The organism is Shinella zoogloeoides (genome assembly GCF_003574625.1).
Lineage (GTDB): Bacteria > Pseudomonadota > Alphaproteobacteria > Rhizobiales > Rhizobiaceae > Shinella > Shinella zoogloeoides_A.
The window spans coordinates 122,689-138,382 of the sequence record NZ_QNUJ01000005.1 but is presented as its reverse complement, the minus strand read 5'-3'; the positions used below and the strand labels follow the sequence as shown (position 1 = coordinate 138,382).

Sequence of the window (15,694 nt, the reverse complement as noted above, 5' to 3'; positions counted from 1 at the left end):
GCGGGCAGGAATGCCCGTCGATTGTCCGCTATCGCTATCACCAGCTTGAATCATGCGCAAATTACATGTTTAGATAGCTACTATTCCGGTTTTCGATGGAGATGCCATGCTCGACCCGCGCCTGCTCAGGGCTTTCGTGGCGATCGCCGATTCCGGCAGCTTCACGGCCGCCGCCGATCGCCTGCACATGACCCAGTCGACGATGAGCCAGCAGATCGCCCGGCTGGAGGAGGCGATCGGGCGCGAGCTGGTCGATCGCGCCGCGCGGCCGGTGCGGCTGACCGTGACGGGCGAGCGCCTGCTCGGCCACGCCCGGCGCATCCTTTCCCTGCAGAGCGAGGCACTGACGCTGGTGGCCGAGACCTCCGGCACGACCTCCGTGCGGATCGGCATGCCGGACGATATCGCCACGCCCGAAATAGCCCGCGCCTTCGCCGCCTTCACCAAGCGCCACAAGGAGGCCCGGCTCGACGTCACCACCGGCCTTCGCTCGGACCTGGCGCGGCGCTACCGCGCCGGCGAACTCGATATCGTGGTGCTGAAGGAGGACACGCCGAGCGCCGACGCCTGGGCGAGCTTCGAGGAACCCATCGCCTGGTTCACCGCCGGGGATGCGGCGGCGGCCCTGCCCGACCCCGTGCCGCTCGTCACCTTCCCGCCCGGCGGGCTCTACCGCGACGCCATGTTCGAGCGGCTGGAGCGCGAACGCCGGCGCTGGTACGTCGCCTTCACCTCCGCGAGCCTGCGCAACGTGCTGATGGCCATAGAGGCGGGGCTCGGCCTTTCCCTGCTGCCGGTCGATGCCACGAAAGGCTGGCGGGTCCGGCCCTTCGCCGAATTCGGCCCGGAGCCGCCCGTCGTCGCCTCTCTCTATTCCTGGGAGCGCAGCGGCATCGTCGGCGAGCTGGCGAGCGAGGTGCTCGACATCCTCAAGCGGCGCTTCTCGAAGGATGCCGATCAGGCCTTGTAGAGATCGGCATAGGTCTCGCGCAGGACGTTTTTCTGGACCTTGCCCATCGTGTTGCGCGGCAGGTCGTCGACGAAGAGCACGCGCTTGGGCTGCTTGTAGCGCGCCAGCCGGTCCTGCAGCCCGCCGAGCACCGTCTTCTCGTCGAGCGTCGAGCCCTTCTGCCGCACCACGACCGCCGTCACGCCCTCGCCGAAATCGGGATGCGGCACGCCGATGACGGCGCTCTCCACGACGCCCGCCATGCCGTCGATCTCGGTCTCGACTTCTTTCGGATAGATGTTGTAGCCGCCGGAGATCACGAGGTCCTTGCCGCGGCCGACGATGTGCACATAGCCGCGCCCGTCGATCTTGCCGAGGTCGCCGGTGATGAAGAAGCCGTCCGTGCGGAATTCCGCGGCGGTCTTTTCCGGCATCTTCCAGTAGCCCGTGAAGACGTTCGGCCCCTTCACCTCGATCATGCCCGTCTCACCGTCCGGCAGCGGCTTGCCGCTCTCCGGATCGGTGACGCGCAGCGAGATGCCGGGCAGCGGGAAGCCCACCGTGCCGGCGACACGCTCGCCGTCATAGGGGTTGGAGGTGTTCATGTTGGTCTCGGTCATGCCGTAGCGTTCGAGGATCGCGTGGCCGGTCCGTTCCGAGAAGCTGCGATGGGTCTCGGCAAGCAGCGGCGCCGAACCGGAGACGAAAAGCCGCATGCCGGCGGCAACCTCGCGCGTCAGGCCGGGATGCTGCGCCAGCCGCACATAGAAGGTCGGCACGCCCATCAGCACCGTCGCGCTTTCCATCAGCCGGAACACCTCGTCGGCGTCGAATTTCGGCAGGAGATACATCGAGGCGCCGGCAAGGAGCGTCACGTTCGACGCGACGAAGAGGCCATGCGTGTGGAAGATCGGCAGGGCGTGGATCAGCCGGTCGGCGGCCGTGAAGCGCCAATGGTCCCGCAGCGTCAGCGCATTCGACAGGAGGTTGTCATGGGTCAGCATCGCGCCCTTGGAGCGGCCCGTCGTGCCGGATGTGTAGAGGATCGCCGCAAGATCGTCCGGCCCGCGCTCGATATCGGAGAAATCCGCCTCCTCCGCCCCGGCCAGTTGCAGAAGGCTGCCGCCGCCCGTCGCATCCAGCGTCTCGACCGCGCCGCCCGCGATCTCCACGACGCTGTCGCGGACCTTCGGATCGACGACCACCAGCGCGGGCGTTGCATCGCCGAGGAAATAGCCGAGTTCCGCCAGCGTATAAGCGGTGTTGAGCGGCAGGTAGATGGCGCCCGCCCGCAGGCAGGCGAGATAGAGCATCAGCGCCTCCGGGCTTTTTTCCACCTGCACGGCCACGCGGTCGCCGGGCGTCACGCCGCGCCTTGCCAGCGCATGCGCCAACTGGCCGGAAAGCCGGATCATGTCGCCATAGGTCCAGCGGCGCCCCTCGGCCGTTTCGATGAACACCGCCTCCGGCGCCGCGGCAGCGCGGATGGGATCGAAAAGATGGTTGGCCATGGCTGTCTCCTCTTCGCTCTTGCTGCACCTTGTCACAGGGCATGGCCGGGACGCCAGAGGAACCTGTCAGCGAAGCAGCCCCTGCCCGCCGTCGATCCACAGCGGCGTTCCGGTGATATGGCGCGCCTTGGAAGATGCGAGGAAGAGAATGGCGTCCGCCACCTCGTCGGCCGTGCCGGGCTTGCCCTGCGTCACCGGTATGTCGCCCTCCGGCCAGAGCACGGGAATGCCGGCTTCGCCTGCACCCCGCTGGTCGGTGTTCTCGTCGATGCTCGTCTCGATGGCGCCGGGGCAGACGGCATTGACGCGGATGCCGGCCTTGCCGAGCTCCAGCGCGAGCTGCTGCACCATCGCCACCTGCGCCGCCTTGGTGGCCGAATAGGCCGTCGCGCCCGGTGTCGTGAATGTGCGCGTGCCGTTGATCGAGGAGACGACGACGATGGCGCCCTCGCCCGCCTTCTTGAGATGGGGCACCGCAAGATGCAGCGTCAGGTATGTGCCGCGCAGGTTGACGGCGATGGCGGCGTCCCATTCCTCCGGCGTGAGATCGTCGATCGGCGCCCAGACGCCGTTTATGCCCGCATTGGCGACGACGATGTCGAGCCCGCCGAAGGCGCCGGCAAGCTGCTCGACGGCCGCCCGCATCGGCGCCTCCTCGGCGACATCGGCGGCAAGCGCCAGCGCCGAACCGCCGAGCGCGCGGATATCCTTCGCCACCTCCGCCACCTCCTCGGCGGTGCGGCTGAGCACGCCGACGCTCGCCCCATGGCGGGCGAAGGCCAGCGCCGTGGCCCTGCCGATGCCGGACCCGGCACCGGTCACGAGGGCAACCTTTCCAGCAAAGAGCATGGGCATCTCCATCCGTCGGGTCCGGCAGGAATGTCCGGCGGGCCGCCCGGTTCCCGTTTTTTCGGAACCAACGGGAAGGAGTGGCGTTTGGGCTTGTGACGAAGTCAGTTCGCAGGAGGTCCGACGTGCGCCAGAAAAAGAAGCCGCTAGCCCGAAAGCCCGACGCCGCGCCGGATACCAGCAGGAGAAAACGCCGCAATTCCTGGGAGCCGCAGGTTATCGTGCCGCATCAGGTGGACCTGCCGCTCCCGCGCACGGAGCGGGAGGAGGTGGCCGTACCCGCCGCCCCGAACGGCCGCAGCCTCGCCAATGGACGGCTCTGAAGAGGAGCGGACGCAGATGCGCGTGAAGGACGTGATGTCCGCCCAGATCGTGACGGTCTCGCCCAACGATACCGCCCAGTCCGCCGCGCGGCTGATGCTGGAAACCGAGGTCGGCGCCCTGCCGGTGGAAGTCCCCGGCGTCGGCGCCATCGTCGGCATCATCACCGACCGTGACATCGTCGCCTCGGTGCTCGGCAAGGGCCTTTCCACCTCCACCACCATCGCCGAATTCATGACCGTCTCGCCGGAAGTGTGCAACGAGGCCGACGACACGGCGGCCGTGGCCGCCCGCATGCGCGCGCTCGGCGTGCGCCGCCTCGTCGTGGTGCGTGACGACCGCCGGGTGGTCGGCCTCGTCAGCCTCGTCGACCTTCCGGCCGAGAGGCGAGCGGAGGAAGGCCAATGACCATTTTCGCAACCGATCGTCTCTGGGACGAGGCCGTCGTGCTCGAGGGCGACCGGCAGGTACTCCGCGTGCAGAGCACGCGCGATGCCCTGCTTTGCCTGAAGAACCACTGGCCGCTGGAGGATGGTCCCGCCGCATCGACGGCAAGGCGTACCTGCAAGCAAGGGCTGTCAAGCGACGACGATCCGACCCTCGCCCGCCGGGCCTTCATCGAAGCGGCGAGGGAGGCCGGTTTTCGCGTGAATTCGTGGACATCGTAGCAGCCGCGCCATAAGGCCGCCCCCATTTCCCGAACATTTCCGACGCTAGGGCGCTGCCGCCGCGCCGCGCCGGCGGGTACGGCGGCGGGCATTCCGCCGGCTTTCCAGAAACCGCAGCAGCCGCTCCTCCTCCGCCCGCAGCCCGGAAGTGGAACGCGGCGGGCGATGCAGCGCCACGCGCAGCGGCTCCAGCGCGTCCGCAAGCGCGATGATGTCCGGATGGATATAGCTCGAACGGGCGATGGCGGGCGTGTTGTGCAGCACCTCGGCCGCCGCCTGCGCCATGCCCTTGATAGTCGGCCTTCCGCCCTCCTCTATGGCCTGCCGGGCCAGCGAGAAGGCGGCAAGGCTGCCCGCCCAGGTGCGGAACGTCTTGGCCGAGACGGCGATGCCGGAAATGTCGGCGAGATAAGTGTTGAGTCGGCCGGAATCGACGGGCCGGGCGACGTCGTTCTCGTCCCGCCAGACGAAGAGCTGCCGGCCGGGAAGGTCCGCGCAATCCTCCAGCAGGCGCTGGAGGCGCGGGTTCTTCAGCGTGCGGCGCACGCGCTTGCCGCCCTTTGCGGTGAACCTCAGCTCGATCCGCCCGTCGCCGAGGCAGACATGCCGTTTCAGGAGCGTCGTCGCGCCATAGGTCTTGTTCTCCACCGCATAGGCCCGGTTGCCGACACGCAGATGCGCTTCGTCGAGCAGCACGGTAATCGCCGCCAGCATGGTCTCGACCGTGCCCGGCGCCCCGTCGAGGTCGCGCCGCACCGTGCGGCGCAGTTTCGGCAGCGCCCGGCCGAAGGCGATCAGCTGGTCGAACTTGTCGCCGCTCTTCAGCGCCTGCCAGCCGGGATGGTAGCGGTATTGCTTGCGGCCCCGCGCATCGTAGCCCGTCGCCTGCAGGTGGCCGTTCTCGTCGAGGCATATCCAGACATTCTCGTAGGCGGGCGGCAGGCCGAGGGCGGCGATCCGCGCCTTCACCGCCGCATCGCGAAGGAGCGATCCGTCGGGCAGGCGATAGCAGAAGCTGCGGCCGGCGCGCTGCCGGCGAATGCCGGGCTCGCTGTCCGAGACATAGACGAGGCCGGTTTCCTTGAGATTGTCCGGCGCCATCTGGATCGCTATGCCGCCGGTTCGAAGGCGGCGATACTGGCGCCGTAGACCATGGCCGGATTTTCGGCCGGGTGAACAGAGAAGGCATCATCCGCCGCGCCGGTATCCAGCACCCGCCTCCATGCCGTGATGCCGTTCACCTCGGGCAATGTCACGCTGCAATCCCCGCCCGCATTGCAGACGAGGAAGAGCTGATCGGCCCCCTCCCCGTTGGCCGGCTTCGAAAGGAAGAGGCCGAGCGTCCGCAGGTCGCCGTCGTTCCACGCCTCCTCGTCCATGACGGCGCCGTCCGGCCGGTACCAGGCGATCTCGATCGTGCCGTCCTCGGCCGCCTCGCCCGTCAGGAAGCGTTCCTGGCGAAGCGCCGGATGTGCCTTGCGGAAGGCGATCGCGCCCTTGCAGAAATTAAGGAACGGATCGTCGAGGCCGCTCCAGTCGGTCCAGCCGATCTCGTCGTCCTGGCAATAGGCGTTGTTGTTGCCCTGCTGGCTGTTGCCGAGCTCGTCGCCGCCGAGCAGCATCGGCACGCCCTGGCTCAGCATCAGCGTCGCGATCATGTTGCGCCGGCGCCGGTCCCGCGCCGAGCGGATGCCGTCGTCGTCGGTCGGCCCCTCCGCGCCCATATTGTCCGAGTAATTGTCGGAATGGCCGTCGCGGTTCTCCTCGCCGTTCGCCTCGTTGTGCTTGTCGTTGTAGGAGACGGTGTCCATGAGGGTAAAGCCATCATGCGCGCTGATGAGGTTCACCGAGGAGGTGGCGCCGCGGTCGGAATGGTTGAACTGCTCGGAAGATCCGGCAAGGCGAGAGGCAAGCCCCGCGACGAGCCCGCCCTCCCCCTTCCAGAACCGCCGCACGTCGTCGCGATACTTGTCGTTCCACTCGCGGAACGGATAGGGGAAGCCGCCGACCTGATAGCCGCCGTCGCCGACATCCCACGGCTCGGCGATCAGCTTTACGCCGGAGAGGATGGGATCCTGCCGGATCGCGTCGAAGAACGTGCCCTCCCGGTCGAATTCGATGTGTCGGGTGCGGCCGAGGGTACTCGCAAGGTCGAAGCGGAAGCCGTCGACATGCATGACGCCCACCCAGTAGCGCAGGCTGTCGAGCACCATGCGCAGCACCATGGGATGGGCGATGTTGACCGTGTTGCCCGTGCCCGTCGTATCGTAGGTGTGGCGCGGATCGTCCGGCGACAGGCGGTAGTAGCTGAGATTGTCGAGCCCACGGAAGCTCAGCGTCGGCCCGCGCTCCGAGCCCTCGGCGGTGTGGTTGTAGACCACGTCCATGATCACCTCGATGCCGGCGGCATGGAAGCGCTTGACCATGGTCTTGAACTCGGTGATGGCGCGGCTAGAAAGGAAGCGCGGCTGCGGGGCGAAGAAGCCGAGCGTCTGGTAGCCCCAATAGTTGCGCAGGCCCTTTTCCAGGAGATAGCGGTCGTCGGGGAAATACTGGATGGGCAGCAGCTCGACGGCGGAAATGCCGAGATCGACGAGATGCTCGACGATGGGGTCGCTCGCCATGCCCATGAAGGTGCCGCGCAGGTCCTCCGGCACGCCGGGATGCGTCATCGTCATGCCGCGCACATGCGCCTCGTAGATGATCGTCTCCGTCCAGGGCCGGCGGATCGCCTGGTCTCCAGCCCAGTCGAAATCGGGATCCTGCACCACGCCCTTGACCATGAAGGGCGCGCTGTCGCGCTCGTCGAAGGAAAGGTCCTCCCCCGGATCGCCGATGCGGTAGCCGTAGAGCGCGTCGTCCCATTCGAGGGCGCCGACGACCTGCTTGGCATAGGGATCGAGCAGCAGCTTGTTCGGGTTGAAGCGATGACCGGCATTCGGCTCGTAGGGCCCATGCGCCCGGTAGCCGTAGACCGTGCCCGGCTTGAGGCCGGCGATATAGCCCGACCAGACATCGCCCTCCCGCTTGGGCAGGGGCAGCCGGGCGACCTCCTCGCTGCCGTCCTCGCTGAAGAGGCAGAGCTCGACCTCTTCGGCATGGGCGGAAAAGACGGCGAAATGCGTGCCCTCGCCGGTGAACTCGGCGCCGAGTTCCGGCTTTATGAAATCGAGTTCCGAAAACGAATAGCTCATGCGGGCGGGTCCCCTTGGGTGAACACCAGCCGGAAGGCCTGACGGCCATATCCAACGGGCTCTTGAAAGCGGTGGGGCAACGCGAAATGCGACGCATTGTTCCGGAACAATTGCCCCCGCCTCCCGGTTCGAACCCGGCAACCGAAGGAGAGGAAGCATGACACGACCATCGTCGAGCCAGAAGAGCTGGGGACCACGCATTCTGCAGGATGGCAGGGTGCAATTCCGCCTCTGGGCGCCCGCCGAAACGGCCGTCACGCTGGTTGCCGGCGACAGGGACATCGCAATGAACGCGGCGGGTGGAGGCTGGCACGAGGCAGAAACGGACCGCGCCGGCCCCGGCACGCCCTATCGCTTCCGCCTTGCCGACGGCACCGAAATTCCCGACCCCGCCTCCCATGCCCAATGGAACGACATCGACGGACCGTCTGTGGTCGTCGACCACCGAGGCTATGCCTGGCGCAATATCGGCTGGAAGGGCCGGCCGTGGGAGGAGGCCGTGCTCTACGAATTGCACATCGGCACCTTCACGCCGGAAGGCACCTTCCGCGCCGCCATCGAGCGCCTGCCGCACCTTGCCCATCTCGGCATCACCGCCATCGAGATCATGCCGGTCGCCCATTTCGCGGGCCGGCGCGGCTGGGGCTATGACGGCGTGCTGCACTATGCGCCGCACAATGCCTATGGCACGCCGGACGACCTGAAGGCGCTGATCGACGCCGCCCACGGCCATGGCATCATGGTGCTGCTCGACGTCGTCTACAATCACTTCGGCCCGATCGGGAACAACCTGCCGCGCATCGCCCCCGCCTTCTTCCATCCCGAACGGCATACGCCCTGGGGCGCGGCGCTCGCCTTCGAGGAGGAGGCGGTGCGTCGCTATTTCATCGACAACGCGCTGCACTGGATCCTCGACTATCGGCTGGACGGCCTGCGCTTCGATGCAACGGAAGAGATCGAGGACGAGAGCGACCGGCATGTGCTGATCGAGCTCGCCGAAACGCTGCGCCGGGCGACGCCGGACCGCCATGTCCACCTCGTCGTCGAGGACCAGACGAGCCGGCAGGGCCTTCTCAACCGGGACGGCGGCGCCGCTCATCTCTACACCGCGGGCTGGAACGACGAGTTCCACCACGCGCTGCATGTCATCGCGACCGGAGAGAAACAGGGCCACTACGCGCCCTTTGCCGAAGCCCCGGACGACATCCTGAAGGAAGCGACCGCCCGCGGCTTCGTCCACCGGGACCGCTCGAAGGACCGCATCGGCCCCGCGCCGCAGGACCCGCTGCCGCCGGTGGTCAACGTGAATTTCCTGCAGAACCACGACCAGATCGGCAACCGCGCCTTCGGCGAACGGCTCGCCGTGCTCGCCGATCCCGCGCTCCTCAACACGATGACGGCCTTGCTTCTCCTCGCGCCGGCCGTGCCCATGCTCTTCATGGGCGAGGAATATGGCGAGCGGCGTCCCTTCTGCTTCTTTGCCGATTTCGAAGGCGATCTCGCTCATACGACGAGGCAGGGCCGCAAGGACGAGGCCGATAAGTTCGGCGGCATGCCGCAGGGCAGGCAGACGGGCGACCTGCCCGACCCGACCGCCGAGGAGACCTTCCTGACGTCCAAACTCGACTGGGCACGCGCCGCTTCGCCCGATGGCCGCCGTCAATATGGCCTTGTGCGCGACCTGATCCGGCTGCGGCAGGCCCATGTCGTGCCGCTGCTCTTGCGCCCCGGGCCGGTCGAGCCGCATGTGCTTTCCAGCGAGGATGGCGTCCTTGCCATCGACTGGCGCTTTCCCGCCGCAACGCTCGGCATCCGCGCAAACCTCACCCATACGGAAAGGCCCTGGCCGGACGTGGCGGGCGAGACGATCTTCGAGCTTTCGCAGGGCGGAACGGCGGGCCCCGCCATCGTCGTTGCCATCGACCGGAAAAGGGCATGAGGGAACCAAGCGGCCGCTCGGCGGTTCTTCCGCAAACCGTTCAGCGAGAGGTCGAAATGCATATCGGCGAGATCATGACCCGCAACGTCCATCTGGTCCGGCCGGAGGAGACGCTGCACTATGCCGCGAGCCTGATGGCGGAATGGGACGTCGCCTTCCTGCCGGTGGCCGATGCCAGCGGCCTTGTCGGCACCCTGACGGACCGCGACATCATCCTGCGCGCCGTCGCCCCGGGGCTGGATGCGGAAACGACGCGGGTCTCCGACATCATGACGACGAACATCACCTATTGCTACGACGACGAGGAGGCGGAAGGCGTCCTTGCCAACATGCAGTCGCTGCATCTACGCCGCCTTGCGGTGCTGGACCGGCAAAGCCGGCTGACAGGCGTGGTGTCGCGAACGGACTTCGCCCGCCACGGCCTTTGAGCCCTTGGAACAAATCGGGAGGATATGCGTTCTGGAGCGGCTTCCACCCCCATCTTCAGGGCCTCATGACCTCTCCCCGCTCGACCTACCGCCTCCAGTTCCGCAACGGCATGGACTTCGGCAAAGCATGCCGGCTGGTTCCCTATCTGAGGCGGCTCGGCATAAGCCATCTCTATGCCTCTCCCCTGATGACCGCCGTCAGCGGCTCCACGCATGGCTACGACGTCACCCGCACCGACGAGATCGATCCGGCGCTGGGCGGCCGCGAAGGCCTTGTTCGCCTCGCTGCGGAATTGCATGCAGAGGGCATGGGCATCCTCCTCGACATCGTGCCGAACCACATGGCGGCGAGCCTTGAAAATCCCTGGTGGTACAGCATCGTCCTCTGGGGGGCGGAAAGCCCCTTTTCCGGCCATTTCGACATCGACTGGTCGCAGAAGCTGACGCTTCCCTTTCTGGGAAAGAGCTTCGAAGAGGAACTGGCCGCCGGCGCCCTTCGCCTGACGCTCGATCCGCAGCGGGACGCCCTGGCGCTTTGCTATCATGACACCTGCTACCCCTTGCATCCCGCCACCTACCGGCTGGTACTCGACGCCGGGGACGGCTTCGCGGTGAAGGGAAGCCCGAAGGAAGACCCGGATGGCAGGACCATCCTCTCGCAGGCGCTCGCCGCGCCGGGCGCCCGCGCCGCGCTGGAACGGCGCCTCGCCGAACTCTCCGCCGATCCGGCCGCGATCACCGCGCTTCACGCCGCCCAGCCCTGGCGGCTCACCGACTGGAAGACGGCGAGCCGCCATCTCAGCTATCGCCGTTTCTTCGAGATCGCCGGCCTTGTCGGCCTTCGCGTCGAAGACCCGAAGGTTTTCGACGACAGCCACCGGCTGGTGCTCGATCTCGTGCGCGACGGGATCGTGGACGGCCTGCGCATCGATCATGTCGACGGGCTTGCCGATCCCAAAGCCTATCTCGAACGCCTGCGCGCCGCCGTCGGCCCCGACGTCCATATCGTCGTCGAGAAAATCCTCGAAAAGGAGGAGCCCTTTCGCACCGACTGGCCGGTCGAGGGCGCGACGGGCTACGAATTCATCGCCTCCCTCGCCGACGCCTTCGCCGACGAGAAGGAGGGCGACCGGCTTGCAGCCGCTTTCCGCCCCCTGAAATCCGAAGAGCACCGGGGAAGCTACGAGGAGGAGCGGCGCGCCAGCAAGCGGCAGATGCTTTCGGACAATTTCGAGGGCGAAGTCCACCGCATCACCCGGCTGGCGAAGTCCATGGCGGACGAGACAAATGCCGATCTTTCCCGGCCCGCGCTGGCCGAGGCGATCTGCGGCATGATCGTGGCGCTTCCCGTCTACCGCACCTACACGACCGCCACCGCCGGCGCGGACGAGCACGACCGCCAGCTTCTCGCAGCCGCGCGCCAGCAGGCGCAGGCCGACGTCCGCCCCGAAGTGCGCGAGGCGATCGACTTCATCTGGGAATTGCTTGTCGACGACAGGACATGCGGCACGCTCGCCGGCTGCCCGGAATTTCGCGTGCGGTTCCAGCAGCTCAGCGGCCCCATCATGGCGAAGGCGCTGGAGGATACGCTCTTCTACCGCGAGAACGCCTTCATCGCCCTCAACGAGGTCGGCGGCGATCCGGGCCGGCCGACGGGCGGGCCCGTTGCCTTCCACGCTGCCATGGAGGCGCGCGAAAAGACCCTGCCGCGCGGCCTTTCGGCCACCGCGACGCATGACACGAAGCGCGGCGAGGACGCCCGCGCGCGGCTCTACACCCTCGGCGAAGCCCCGGACCTGTGGATCGCGGCAACGCGGCGCTGGGCGGCGCTCAACGCACGTCTTCGCCGCCCGCATACCGAACGCATCGCGCCGGAGCCGGACGTGGAATGGCTCATCTATCAGTCCCTTGCCGGCGCATGGCCGCTGGAGGGGCATGGGAACGCACCGGCCATGGCGGCGCTGAAGGCGCGCATGCGGCCCTATGTCGAAAAGGCCCTGCGCGAGGCCAAGCTCGGCTCCAACTGGAGCCTGCCGGATGTCGACTACGAAGAAAAGGTCGCCGGTTTCGTGGACGGCCTCTTCGGGCACAACGTCTTTCTCGAAGACTTCGCCGCCACGCTGTCGCCCTTCATCGATGCGGGGCTGGTCAATTCGCTGGCGCAGACGCTGGTCAAGCTGACGGCGCCCGGCATTCCCGACATCTACCAGGGCAGCGAGCGCGGCGATTTCTCGCTGGTCGATCCCGACAACCGGCGGCCGCTGGAGGTGGAAAGCCTCGACATTCCGCAAAAGCCGGCGGCCTCACGGCTGCATTTCGCGGCCTACAAGCAATGGCTGGCGGCAACGGTGCTCGACGCCCGCAACCGGCACCCCGCCCCCTTCGATGGCCCTTACCTGCCGCTGGCACTTTCGGACGGAAGCCGGCAGGCCCTCGCCTTCCTGCGCGGCACGCCGCAGGCCTTCGCCATCACCGTCGTCCCGCGGCTGGTATTCGGCAAGGTCGCGCCGGATGGCTTGCAATTGCTGGAGGGCACGCTGGACGATATCCGCCTCGCCCTTCCGGCCGGCTTCGAGGCGCGAAAACTGCGCTCGGTCCTCGATGGCCGCACCCTCACGCCGGGCGCGACGCTTACCGTGGCGGACGCCCTCGGGGAGGAGCCGGTCGCCTTGCTCCTCAGCGTCTAGAAACGATCAGGGCTTGGCGAAGAGCTTGACGAGGTCGACGCTGTCCGTCGCCTTGGCGCCGAGCTGGAGATGGCTCTCGATGTGGCGCAGGTGCTGCGTCATCATCCACGCCGCCTTTTCGGCGTCGCGGGTATGGAACGCGCCGACGATCGCCGCATGGTCGTCGTCGCGACAATTGCTGACGCCGGGCGCGCCGAAAATGCCGATGATCAGCGAGGTGCGCGTCACCAGTTCCTTCATGGTGCGCAGGAGCACGGCATTGCCGGCGACCTGCGCCATCAGCGTATGGAACTGGCCGGACAGGCGGATCGCATCGTGCCGACGCCGCTCCTTGTGGGCGAGATGCTCCATTTCCAGATGAAGGTTCAGCGTCGCGATATCCTCGTCCGTCGCACGCTGGACGGCGAGGCGCGCGATGTTCGGCTCGAGCGCCAGACGGGCCTCGAAGACCTCGCGGGCCTGCTCGGCCGTGGGGGAGGCGACGAAGGCGCCGCGATTGGCATGCAGCTCGACGACCTCGCGGCTTGCAAGCAGCAGCAGGCTGCGGCGGATGCGCATCCGTCCGACGCCGAAGGCATCGCAAAGTGCGGATTCGGAAAGCTTGGTGCCCGGCGGCAACCGCTGCTCGATAACGGCCTCGAAAATGCGCTCGACGATATCGCTCTCGTCGATCTCGTCCGATTCCGCCACCGGGTTCCGCGTGCTTACATCCATGGCCGCATTGACCTTTACATGCGTTCTCTGCCTCGTAAGCCCCTAGATAGGGCCGTTTTGGTTGACCAACAAGCGTCAATTTCGTCGACGCCATATCTCGCCGTTGTTCACACCACTTGACAAGATCGTTAACAATACGCTCAATGCTCAAGCCAAGGCCGATATGGCCGCCTCTCGCGGCCCGCGTGCCTATACCGATAAAGATCAATGGCCCAGAGGAAGAACATCATGCACAAGCGCACATTCCTGAAGTTTTCCGCCCTCGCTGCAGCGACCGTCCTGTCGCTGCCGCTGATGGCCCATGCCGAGAACGCGACGCTGAAGGTCGGCTTTGTCGGCGTCACTTCCGGCCCGGCCGCGGCCTGGGGCATCTCCAACCAGCGCTCGATGGAGGCACGGGCGACCTGGCTGAACGAACTCGGCGGCGTCAAGATCGGCGACAAGACCTACAATATCGAGATCGTCCCCTTCGACGACCAGAAGGATCCCAAGCGCGCCATCGCCGGCATGGAAAAGATGGCGCAGGACGGCGTCCACTACGTCGTCGGCCCGAATGTCGACGACGGCGCGGCGGCGGTTCGCCCGGCCGCCGAGCAGAACGGCATCATGTATTTCCCCTATTCCTTCCCGAAGGCGCTCTTCTCGCCGCCGGCCTCCAACGCCATCCTCAGCATGGTGGCGAACTACCAGTCCGGCCCGGCCATCTATAAGTACCTGATGGAAAACAAGGGCGTGAAGAAGGTGGCCTTCGTCGCGGCCAACGAATCCGACCCGCTCAGCCAGCGTGAATCCGGCGTCGCCGCCGCTCAGGCCCTCGGCCTCGACGTGGTCTCCAGCAACGTGACCTACCAGGTTGACACGACGGACTTCACGCCGGTCCTCCTGCCGGTCATCCAGTCCGCGCCGGATCTCCTCGTGCTCTCCGGCGTGTCTCCGGCCAACGCCCCACAGCTCATCCGCTCGGCGCGCGAGCTCGGCTATACCGGCCTCATCTCGACCGAGACGGCGCAGGACGCGGCCGTTCTCAAGGAAGGCGCCGGCGAACTTGCCGAAGGCTTCATCTCCGTCGGCGGCGCCTCCACGCCGGAGCTTGCCAGCGACACGATGAAGGAATTCGTCGACCGCTACACCAAGATGTTCGGCGAATACAACGACGAGTCCAACACCAAGGTCTATGCGCTCGAATACATCATCGAGACGATCAAGGCGAACCCGGCGGCCATCGACAATGTCGATGAGTTCAAGAAGACGATCGACACCTTCGAAGCGCCCAACCCCTTCATGAAGGGCGACGCGAAGCTGAAATATGTGGGCATGACCTCCTTCGGCCAGAAGCGCCAGATCTCCGTCCCGCTCGTCGTCAACGAGTACAAGGACGGCAAGTTCGAGACGCTGTTCGTCGGCCAGGTCGACTGACCGGCGCCTGAGGCGCCTGGAGGCAAATCCAGGAAAAGTGCTTCGCACCCGTCCGAACGGCGCGCAGCGCTTCAGAAACGGGACCCGGACCGCACCTGTCGTCCGGCCGGGTTTCTCTCTGCCTGACCTTTCCATTGGAGGCTCACGATGGAACAGATAATCGCCAACGGTCTCTACCTTGGTGCGCAATATGCGTTGATAGCCCTCGGGCTGACGCTGATCTTCTCGCTGATGAACGTGCTGAACTTCGCCCACGGGCAGATGTACGTCTTCGGCGGCTTCGTCACCTATACGGTGGTCGTCCAGTTCGGCCTGCCCTTCGTCGTCGGCCTTGTCGCCTCGGCCGTGATCCTCGCGGTCATGGGCGCGCTCATCGAGAAATTCCTCTTCGCGCCGGTCGTGCGCCGCTCCAAGCGCGATGAATCGACCATGCTGCTCGCCGCCGGCGTCGCCTTCTTCCTCGATGCCGTCATCCTGCTGCTCTTCGGCGAGAAGCAGCGCGGCGTGCCGAAGATCGTGAGCGGCGTGTTCAACTGGGACATGCGCATCATCATGCCCTATGACCGCATCCTGATCGGCGTCCTCGCGATCCTCCTCATCGTCGTCTTCATCGGCTTCATGAACTATTCCCGTGCCGGCCGCGCCATGCGGGCGCTGGCGCAGGACCGCATGGCGGCCCAGTTGATGGGCGTCGACGTCTCGCGCTATTCGATGCTGGGCTTTGCGCTCGGCGCGATGCTTGCCGGCCTCGTCGGCGGCCTTCTCGTCACCATCACCGGCGTCAATCTCGGCATGGGCGGTCCGACCTCGATCAAGGCCTTCCTGATGATCATGATCGGCGGCGCGGGCGTGATTTCCGGCGCGATCGCCGGCGGCTTCATCCTCGGCATGATGGAAAGCGTCGGCCTTACCGTGCTCTCGGCCTATGGCGACATCACCTATCTCGTGATCTTCGCCTCGCTGATGGTGTTCCTGGCATTCCGCCCGCAGGGGCTGATGGGCAAGCCGTGGGGTTGAG

General features: G+C 66.5%; 14 protein-coding genes. 9 read left to right on the top strand and 5 right to left on the bottom strand.

Translation table 11 applies throughout. The annotated features are described in order from the left end of the window. The first annotated feature begins 106 nt into the window (after positions 1–106). On the top strand, positions 107–970 hold the full coding sequence (locus DSD28_RS11415; protein ID WP_119256526.1) for a LysR family transcriptional regulator: 864 nt from the start codon (positions 107–109) through the stop codon (positions 968–970). Here DSD28_RS11415 and DSD28_RS11410 read toward each other — a convergent pair. Continuing rightward, complete coding sequence (locus tag DSD28_RS11410; protein WP_119256525.1) at positions 958–2,460, bottom strand: malonate--CoA ligase; 1,503 nt, start codon at positions 2,458–2,460, stop codon at positions 958–960. The two genes, DSD28_RS11415 and DSD28_RS11410, sit on opposite strands and share 13 nt — an antisense overlap. Positions 2,461–2,526: 66 nt before the next feature. Next, complete coding sequence (locus DSD28_RS11405; RefSeq protein WP_119256524.1) at positions 2,527–3,309, bottom strand: SDR family oxidoreductase; 783 nt, start codon at positions 3,307–3,309, stop codon at positions 2,527–2,529. Between the two features lie 125 nt (positions 3,310–3,434). On the opposite strand from DSD28_RS11405, the gene DSD28_RS11400 reads away from it, so the two are divergent. From DSD28_RS11400 to DSD28_RS11390, 3 genes are read left to right on the top strand one after another with little or no spacing between them, the layout of a single operon-like run. Continuing rightward, complete coding sequence (locus DSD28_RS11400) at positions 3,435–3,632, top strand: hypothetical protein (protein WP_119256523.1); 198 nt, start codon at positions 3,435–3,437, stop codon at positions 3,630–3,632. After that, the gene (locus DSD28_RS11395; protein WP_119256522.1) at positions 3,619–4,038 is read left to right on the top strand and encodes a CBS domain-containing protein; all 420 of its coding nucleotides are present in this window, start codon (positions 3,619–3,621) and stop codon (positions 4,036–4,038) included. Before DSD28_RS11400 ends, DSD28_RS11395 begins: the two co-directional genes overlap by 14 nt. Continuing rightward, complete coding sequence (locus tag DSD28_RS11390; RefSeq protein ID WP_119256521.1) at positions 4,035–4,298, top strand: DUF982 domain-containing protein; 264 nt, start codon at positions 4,035–4,037, stop codon at positions 4,296–4,298. The genes DSD28_RS11395 and DSD28_RS11390 overlap by 4 nt, the downstream gene beginning before the upstream one ends. A 45-nt stretch (positions 4,299–4,343) precedes the next feature. Here DSD28_RS11390 and DSD28_RS11385 read toward each other — a convergent pair whose 3' ends face one another. Further along, positions 4,344–5,399: a DNA topoisomerase IB gene (locus DSD28_RS11385; RefSeq protein ID WP_119256520.1), complete on the bottom strand. Its 1,056-nt coding sequence runs from the start codon at positions 5,397–5,399 to the stop codon at positions 4,344–4,346. Positions 5,400–5,407: 8 nt separating this feature from the next. Continuing rightward, the gene (gene glgX / locus DSD28_RS11380; RefSeq protein ID WP_119256519.1) at positions 5,408–7,492 is read right to left on the bottom strand and encodes a glycogen debranching protein GlgX; all 2,085 of its coding nucleotides are present in this window, start codon (positions 7,490–7,492) and stop codon (positions 5,408–5,410) included. A 157-nt stretch (positions 7,493–7,649) separates the two neighbouring features. Between glgX and treZ the strand changes: the two genes are divergently transcribed. The 3 genes from treZ (at position 7,650) to treY (ending at position 12,546) form a co-directional block, all read left to right on the top strand. After that, the gene (gene treZ / locus DSD28_RS11375; protein WP_119256518.1) at positions 7,650–9,431 is read left to right on the top strand and encodes a malto-oligosyltrehalose trehalohydrolase; all 1,782 of its coding nucleotides are present in this window, start codon (positions 7,650–7,652) and stop codon (positions 9,429–9,431) included. Continuing rightward, on the top strand, positions 9,428–9,859 hold the full coding sequence (locus DSD28_RS11370; protein WP_119256517.1) for a CBS domain-containing protein: 432 nt from the start codon (positions 9,428–9,430) through the stop codon (positions 9,857–9,859). Before treZ ends, DSD28_RS11370 begins: the two co-directional genes overlap by 4 nt. Positions 9,860–9,924: 65 nt before the next feature. Further along, positions 9,925–12,546: a malto-oligosyltrehalose synthase gene (gene treY, locus DSD28_RS11365; protein WP_119256516.1), complete on the top strand. Its 2,622-nt coding sequence runs from the start codon at positions 9,925–9,927 to the stop codon at positions 12,544–12,546. Positions 12,547–12,552: 6 nt separating this feature from the next. Here the strand turns inward: treY and DSD28_RS11360 are convergent, their stop codons facing one another. Further along, entirely contained in the window at positions 12,553–13,260 is a 708-nt protein-coding gene (locus DSD28_RS11360; protein ID WP_119256515.1) for a GntR family transcriptional regulator, read from the bottom strand. Between the two features lie 228 nt (positions 13,261–13,488). Here DSD28_RS11360 and DSD28_RS11355 point away from each other — a divergent pair, with 228 nt between their 5' ends. Together DSD28_RS11355 and DSD28_RS11350 are read left to right on the top strand one after the other, a co-directional pair. Then, on the top strand, positions 13,489–14,676 hold the full coding sequence (locus DSD28_RS11355) for an ABC transporter substrate-binding protein (protein ID WP_245424814.1): 1,188 nt from the start codon (positions 13,489–13,491) through the stop codon (positions 14,674–14,676). Positions 14,677–14,823: 147 nt separating this feature from the next. Further along, on the top strand, positions 14,824–15,693 hold the full coding sequence (locus DSD28_RS11350; RefSeq protein ID WP_119256514.1) for a branched-chain amino acid ABC transporter permease: 870 nt from the start codon (positions 14,824–14,826) through the stop codon (positions 15,691–15,693). The last annotated feature ends 1 nt before the right edge of the window (position 15,694 follow it).